Origin of the sequence: Paenibacillus sp. GCM10023250 (assembly GCF_042653205.1) — a bacterium.
Lineage (GTDB): Bacteria > Bacillota > Bacilli > Paenibacillales > Paenibacillaceae > Paenibacillus_Z.
On sequence record NZ_JBHSHY010000078.1, the window covers coordinates 1 to 7,456 of the forward strand.

Below are 7,456 nucleotides of genomic sequence, written 5' to 3' on the forward strand. Positions count from 1 at the left end.
CGTAAGCTTCCTTCAGATTCCGCCTCGCGGCGGACACCCTTGCTTTTGGCTAACGGTAGGCGTTCGCCAGCCCCCGTTCGGGACTTTCACCCTAGAGATGACGCCCATGCTGGGCGTACACGCCAAAAACCGCCCTGCCTCCGAACGGAGGCAGGGCGGTTTTTGCTGCGGACGATTTCGAGCTCGTCCGGCCGCGGCGTTCGGTCATGCGCGGCATGGCGCTCCGCATATTGTTGAAGGACGTAATCGAATGACGATGCGGACATTTCACATTCCCTCCCGGACTCGACGCGGAATATGTGTTACGCTGTTCATAACGATTGTAACTAAGGAGAGCCGACTATGCCAAAAGCAACCTCCCCTCGTCCGCCGGACGAGAAGCCGCGCCGGATCCTCTTCACCGGAGGCGGATCGGCGGGACACGTGACCGTCAACCTGGCGCTGATCCCGCTCCTGCAGGACCAAGGCTGGAACGCCGTCTACATGGGTTCGAGCGGCGGCATCGAGAAGCAGCTGATCGCCCGGCTGCGCGATGTCGACTATTACCCGATTTCGACGGGCAAGCTGCGCCGCTACCTCGACGTGCAGAACGTCAAGGACCCGTTTCGCGTCGTGAAGGGCGTGTTCCAGGCTTACCGGACGATCCGGAAGCTGCGCCCCGACGTCGTCTTCTCGAAGGGCGGGTTCGTCTCCGTCCCCGTCGTGCTCGGCGCCTGGCTGAACCGCGTGCCGGTCATCATCCACGAATCGGATCTGACGCCGGGCCTCGCCAACCGGATCGCCAACCCGTTCGCCCGGAAAGTGTGCGTCACGTTCGGGGAGACCGCCGCCCATATTAAAGGAGGCAAAGCGGTGCACGTCGGGCCGATCGTCCGCCGCGAGCTGCTGCGCGGCAGCGCCGTGAAGGGGCTGCAGTGGAGCAAGCTGCTCCCCGGCAAGCCGGTGCTGCTCGTCATGGGCGGCAGCCTGGGCTCGAAACGCATCAACGACGCGATTCGCCGCAACCTGCCGGAATTGACGAAGACGTTCCAGCTCATCCATCTATGCGGCAAAGGCGAGCTGGACGACCGGTACGCCAAAGTCAAAGGCTACCGCCAGTACGAGTACGTCCATGACGAGCTGCCCGACCTGCTTGCCTGCTCGGAGCTCGTCGTCTCGCGCGCCGGGTCCAATTCGATCTTCGAATTTCTGGCCCTGCGCAAGCCGATGCTGCTGATCCCGCTGTCCAAGGGGGCAAGCCGCGGCGACCAGATTCTGAACGCGGAGTCGTTCCGCAAAGCCGGCTACTGCGAAGTGCTGCAGGAGGAAGAGCTGACGGACGAGGCGTTCCTCGCCGCCCTCGGCCGGCTGTACGCCGAGCGCGACGCCATCCGCGCCCGCATGCGGCAGCGCGATGCCGGCGACCCCGCCGGCAGCATCGCCGCGCTCATCGAGTCAACGAGCCGGCACTGAAGACGCAGCCGGATAACAGCGCAGCGGCTGCCTTCAGCTGCCTCCAGCTGCCTTCAGCTGGCTTCACCCGCTTGCACCGGCAATGCCGCCAATTCCGCATCCGTGGGAATGGCGGTTTTTTCATTCTCGGCGGCCAGCCCCCGTCCCGTCTCGCCGGCATGCAGCACGCAACCCGGACGGGCCGCGCAACATTTTTGCCGGATTGGAAACGGAACCCGTTTACAGGTCTCGGCGTACTATGGTAATGTGGTGTTAAAACTTTATTGCGTAGAAGCGTCTAAGTGTGAAATTTTGCGAGGAGTGCATCAGATGGCAGATTTAGCAGAACTAAGAGCGAACATCGACGAAATCGACCGGCAGATTATCGCCTTGCTGGCAGACCGTTTCAAATTCACCGAAGAGGTCGGCGTGTATAAAGAGCGGCACGCCCTGAACGCCCAGGACCCCGAGCGCGAAGCGCAGCAATTCCGGAAGCTCGCGGCGTACGCGGAGCAATGCGGGCTCAATCCGGCGTATGCGGAGAGCATCTACCGGCATATCATGGATCTCGTCATCGCGCGGCACATGGAGTTGCGGACGATCAAGAAGTAACGCATCGCCGCGGACGCGGACGATACGGGCCGTTTCCGAACCTGTTCGGAGGCGGCTTTTTTCATGCCGCGGCAAGCGGCGGGACGAATTGTTGAAAGCGCCGTCATGGTGTATTCTAGTGGCAACGCGATGCGGCGAGCCCTTGCCGCATGCCCGCAAGGAGGTTCTGCCGCATGAAGCTGATCATCACGTACGAGCATGACGTGCCCATCAACGCGTTCCGCTGGACGCCGCACGCGTACCGGCAGCCGCTCCATGCCCATGCCAGCCTGGAGATCGGGCTCTGCCTGTCGGGCACGGGACGGTTTTATTTCGGACGCAAGGCGTACGAGGTGAACCGGGGAGACGTGTTCCTCGTCAACAACGAGGAACTGCATATCGCCCAGTCCGATCCGGACGACCCGAGCCGCTTCCTATTCCTGAATTTCGACGGCGCGCTGCTCTTGGCCGAGGATCCGGGCCTGCTGCTGCCGTTCGCCTACCGCTCGCCGCGCTTCCGCAACCTGATCCCCGCGGGATCGCCGCTCGCGGAGGCTGTCGGCCCGTGGATGCTCGCGGTCGAGCGGGAGCTCCGGGACCGCGAGCCCGGCTGCCTGGCGATGGCCAAGAGCGCCCTCATCCAGCTGTGCGGCTTGCTGCTGCGGCATTACAACCGCGAGCTGACCGCCGAGCAGCAGCTGTCCGCCGCGCGGTCGGCGAACCAGACCAAGGCGCTCGCACAGCTGGTCGAGAAGCGCTTCCGCGAGCCGATCGGCCTGCGCGACGTGGCCGAAGAACTCGGCATCAGCATGTCCCGCGCGAGCCGCGTGTTCCGCGAGACGACGGGCCGGCGCTTCGCCGATTACGTCGCGCTGCTGCGCGTGCAGGAAGCCAAGCGGCTGCTCGCCGGCAGCGACCGGCAAGCCGCGCACATCGGCTCGATTGCGGCTTCCAGAGCCTCGCGACGTTTTACCTCGCCTTCAAGGACGCGACGGGCCTCTCGCCGGTCCAATTCCGCCAGACGTTCGGCCTCGGCCAGCCGGAATCCGCCCCCGGACGCGCAAATAGTGAGAAGTCCGCGACGACTTCCTGAGAAGAACGCCGCCCGCCCATCCCGTACAATGGAAGCATCACGGACAAGAGAGGACGGTTGAAGACATGGCAGGTTGGGATACGCTGCAGGCGCTGGTGAAGGAAGAAGTGAAGCAGCGCGGGGAAGAAGGCTGCGACGTCGCGGGGTTCGCGGAGCGCGCGGAAGCGGCGGGCGCGGACGAGGCGGAGCTGATGAAGCTGTACCGGGAATTGGCGGCGCTGCCGGTCGCGGCGGATTTTCCGTATGATGAGCCGTCGGAGCTCGAGGAGATCCTGGCGCTGCGCCCGAAGGCGGCGGCTCCGGTCGCTTCGCCCTTGCTTTCGGACGCGGAATGGCTGGATAAATTCCAAGGCGCCTGGCTGGGACGCGCCGCGGGCTGCGCGCTCGGCAAGCCGCTGGAATCGTGGCCGTTCATGCACGGCTCCGGCGGTCGGTCGGGCACCGCGAACGTGAAACTGTGGTTCGAGGGCGCGGACGCGTGGCCGATCGCGGGCTACACGCCGCAGGAGTCGGACGCCGCGCTGCGGTACCCGGATATTCACATCGCCCAGTGGTGCAAAGCGAGCACCCGCGAGCACATCCGCTTCATGGAAACCGACGACGACATCCGCTATACCGTGCTCGGCCTCGTCATGCTGGAGGAGCGCGGCCTTGACTTCGACTCCTGGGACGTCGGCAAGCTGTGGCACCAACGGCTCAGCTATGCCCAGGTCTGCACCGCCGAAACGCAGGCCTACCTGAATTTCGCGCAAATCACGTCGCATATGCGCGGCGGCGAACGCGAAGGGCTGACGCCGGAGGCCAAGGACTGGGTCCGTACGCACCTGAATCCGTACCGGGAATGGATCGGCGCGCAAATCCGCGTCGACGGCTACGCCTACGGCGCGGCGGGGAATCCCGGGCTGGCCGCGGAGCTGGCGTGGCGGGACGCATCGTTCTCCCACGTCAAGAACGGCATCTACGGCGCCATGTTCTGCGCTGCCATGATCGCCGCCGCGTTCGTGGAGACCGACGTCCGCCGCGTCGTCGAGATCGGCCTCGAGGCGATTCCGGCGAGCAGCCGGCTGGCCGCGGATATCAAGCTCGCGGTCGCCATCGCCGACGAGTCGGACGACCAGGTCGAGCTAACCCGGCGCATCTGGGACGCGTTCTGCCACTACCATCCCGTGCACACGAACAACAACGCGGCGCTGTGCGCGGCGGCGCTCATCCACTCCGGCGGCGACTTCGAGAAGGGAATCGCGACTGCGGTGCTCGGCGGCTGGGACACGGACTGCAACGGCGCGACGGTCGGCTCCGTCCTCGGGGCGATGCTCGGCCGCGACGCTCTGCCGGCTTCGTGGACCGCGCCGCTGAACAATCAGCTGTACGCCGCCGTGAACGGCTTCCATCCGATCGCCATCCCGGAATGCGCGCGCCGCAGCTACGAGACGTTCCGCAAGCTGCAGGCCGCATCGGCCGCCGGCGTCTGAACCGAACCGCATGCGCAAACAGGGCCGTCATCCCGCGATGACGGCCCTGCTTGTCGTACTCGATCGATCGTGATACGCGCCGCCCGCCGGACCGGCTATGCGCCGGCTGCCCGATGCTCGGCTGCCCAGCGCCGAGGCTGCGCGCCCCGATGCTCGGCTGCCCTGCGCCGAGGCTATGCGCCCGGCTTGGCTTCCGGCTTCACGTCTGCGGACGGCTTGCCGCCCTTTTCCTTGATCATGCGGTTCTTGCAGGCGTCGCGGATTTCGTCGTGCAGCTGCTTCGCGGTTTTGCCCTCGGTCGAGATGCCGAGCCGCTTGGCCGTGTCCTGCAGACGAGTCAGACGCTGCGCCTTCTTCGCCGCGATGAACTTGTCCCATTTCGCCGGATCCGCGTCCTTGGCCGCCTTCACTTCCTTCTTCAGCTGATCGGCGGACTTGCCCTCCGTCGAGATGCCGAAATATTGCGCGGCGTCCTTCATGAATTCCAGCTTGCGGGCCTCGCGATCGCCATGCTTATAGCCATGGCCGTGACCGCCGCCGAAGCGCCAGTGGTCGCGTTCCTGCTCATGCTGCGCCTGCAGCTGTTCCGAAGGCGGCGTCGCCGCCTGGGCGTATACGGGCATCGCGGTCAGCAGCAGCGCCGCCGCGGTGCCGAGCGCAGCGATTTGCTTGCGCCAGGATGGTGTCTTCATCTTAAGTCAGCTCCCTTCGCGGGCCATGGTTCGACCCATTCTGTGGTAGCTTGTCCATTGGCGAAGCCTTTTATCCAACAAAACCCAGTTTTTTTTCGACGCATTATTTCAAGGGTCGGCCCTAGGATTCGAGGGCGGCCAGCTCGGCCAGCAGCGCGTCCTTGTCGAAGTGTTCCCCGATGAACACGGCCACGTCGTGCACGTCCCCCTGCGGCGTGATGCGGATGAATTCCGTCTCGCGGTACGCGAATTGGAACAGGAAGCGGCTGTTCGTATCGCTGAACGTCACGATGCCTTTCGCCCGGTAGACGTCCTGCGGCAGCCGATTGAGCAGCTCCTCGAACGCGTAGCTGTCGATCGGTCCGGCCAAAAAATGCGTCAGCGTCATGACGTGCGCGTGCGAATCGTGCGCATGCGCGTGCCCGTCATGCGCGTGCCCGTGGTCCGCGTGCCCGTGGTCATGGCCGGGATCCTCGCCGTGCCGATGCTCGCCGTCATGCGCGTGATCGTGCTCGCCGTGCCGGCAGTCCGGTCCGCAGACATGACCGCCCGGCGCCTCCGCCCGGCCGGCTCCCGCAGCGGCTTCCGGCCGCGGCTTCGCGTCCGCGCCGTCCGCCGGATCGAAGATCGCGAGGTCGATCGCGCTGTGGACCGTAACCGTGAGCGGCGCGTACGCGTTCAGCCCGCGCACGAGCTGCTGCGCCTCGACGAGCTCCTCCGGCGCCAGCTTATCCGCCTTGTTCACGATCAGGTCCGTCGCGCAGCGGATCTGCTCCTGCATCAGCTTGAACGTGCGCCCGCCGCGCTTGCTCCGCGCGAGCAGCTCCGGCCCGTCGACGACGGTCGCGATTGTCCGCAGGTCGATGCGCAGCAGCAGCGCGGCTTCCGTCACGGCGTCGATGATCTCCATCGGATTCGCCGCGCCGGTCGATTCGATGAGCACCACGTCCGGCGCGTGCTCGTCGATCAGCGCCTTCAGCTCGAAGCTCAGGTCGCCGCGGATCGTGCAGCAGATGCAGCCTCCGAGCATCTCGGCCATCGGCACTTCGCCGCCCAGCAGCTGCCCGTCCAGATTGACGTCGCCGAGCTCGTTCATGACGACCGCAACGTTGATGTCCTGTTCTTTATAATAATCGACGACTTGATTCAAGAGCGTCGTTTTGCCGCTGCCGAGAAACCCGGACAGCAGGTGCACAGTGACCGCGCTCCCTTCCGCTGCGTTCGCGGCTCGGTCCGGTCCGCCGTTTGTCGTTGCCATTGCGATTCCCCCTGCCTGTAAGCTGGCCTCATTATACCGCTCCCGCTGCGTTTTTAACAGCATCGTAGATTTCGGTGTTATTTCCAGGCGCGGACGCATACAGTTCTGGAATGTGGCGGCTCGGCAGCGTTCGCCTTCAAGCCGGATGCCGGCCTGCCGCCCGGACCCCTGGAAGGAGGACGTGGCCAACATGAAGCAACGTGCAATACCGGTAATCGTCTTGAGCGGCTTCCTGGGCAGCGGCAAAACCACCCTGCTGCTCCGGCTGCTGCGGCATGCCCATACGAGCGGACTGCGCGCATCCGTTCTCATGAACGAAATCGGCGCCGTCGACGTCGACGGCACGCAGGTGAGCCGCGAATCCGCCTACGCCCTGATGGAGCGCATCACGGAGGGCTGCCTCTGCTGCAGCAAGAAGAGCGAGCTCGCGGGCTGCCTCGAGCGGCTCGCGCTGATGCGGCCGGACGTCATCGTCATGGAGCTGACGGGCGTCGCGAACCCGGAAGAAATCGTCGAGGCGATGACCGAGCCCGAAGTCATCGGCAAAGTCGCGCTGCACCGTATCGTGACCGTGCTGGATGCGGAGCATGCGCTTGATTATAACAGCATCTTCTCCGCGGACCGGGAACTGATCCGCACGCTCCGGCGGCAGCTCGAGGTGGCGGACGTCATCGTCGCCAACAAGTTCGACCTGATCTCTGACCGCACCGCCGACAAGGTGCGGTCGCTCGCGCGGGACCGCAACCCGGCCGCCGCGTTCGTCAGCGCGGTGCGCTGCGACATCGATCCCGCCGGCGTGTTCGCGGGCATCGTGCCCGCGGGCGAGCTGCGGCCGCCCGGCGTTCCGGCCGCGCGGCCGTCCGGCGCCGCCGTCCGGCCAGCCGGCGCTTCCGCGGCCGGAGGCTCGCCGGCGGGCGGG

At 65.5% G+C, this 7,456-nt stretch carries 7 protein-coding genes; 5 read left to right on the forward strand and 2 right to left on the reverse strand.

Annotated features, from left to right (window positions below):
- The first annotated feature begins 342 nt into the window (after window positions 1-342).
- The 4 genes from ACFPB1_RS27170 (at window position 343) to ACFPB1_RS27185 (ending at window position 4,587) form a co-directional block, all read left to right on the forward strand.
- The gene (locus ACFPB1_RS27170; protein WP_379229342.1) at window positions 343-1,452 is read left to right on the forward strand and encodes an undecaprenyldiphospho-muramoylpentapeptide beta-N-acetylglucosaminyltransferase; all 1,110 of its coding nucleotides are present in this window, start codon (window positions 343-345) and stop codon (window positions 1,450-1,452) included.
- Window positions 1,453-1,761: 309 nt separating this feature from the next.
- A complete protein-coding gene (locus tag ACFPB1_RS27175; protein WP_379229343.1) occupies window positions 1,762-2,043 on the forward strand; it encodes a chorismate mutase in 282 nt (93 codons plus the stop codon).
- Between the two features lie 173 nt (window positions 2,044-2,216).
- A complete protein-coding gene (locus tag ACFPB1_RS27180) occupies window positions 2,217-3,176 on the forward strand; it encodes an AraC family transcriptional regulator (protein WP_379229344.1) in 960 nt (319 codons plus the stop codon).
- Window positions 3,177-3,180: 4 nt separating this feature from the next.
- Window positions 3,181-4,587 (forward strand): ADP-ribosylglycohydrolase family protein, encoded by a 1,407-nt coding sequence (locus tag ACFPB1_RS27185; RefSeq protein ID WP_379229345.1) that lies wholly within the window; start codon window positions 3,181-3,183, stop codon window positions 4,585-4,587.
- A 173-nt stretch (window positions 4,588-4,760) separates the two neighbouring features.
- On the opposite strand, the gene ACFPB1_RS27190 is transcribed toward ACFPB1_RS27185, so the two are convergent.
- Complete coding sequence (locus ACFPB1_RS27190; protein ID WP_379229346.1) at window positions 4,761-5,279, reverse strand: hypothetical protein; 519 nt, start codon at window positions 5,277-5,279, stop codon at window positions 4,761-4,763.
- Between the two features lie 121 nt (window positions 5,280-5,400).
- Window positions 5,401-6,537 carry a CobW family GTP-binding protein gene (locus ACFPB1_RS27195; RefSeq protein ID WP_379229347.1) on the reverse strand — a complete coding sequence of 379 codons (1,137 nt, stop codon included), beginning with the start codon at window positions 6,535-6,537 and terminating at the stop codon, window positions 5,401-5,403.
- A 190-nt stretch (window positions 6,538-6,727) separates the two neighbouring features.
- Between ACFPB1_RS27195 and ACFPB1_RS27200 the strand changes: the two genes are divergently transcribed.
- On the forward strand, window positions 6,728-7,456 hold a 729-nt coding region (locus ACFPB1_RS27200), incomplete at its 3' end, for a GTP-binding protein (protein ID WP_379229348.1).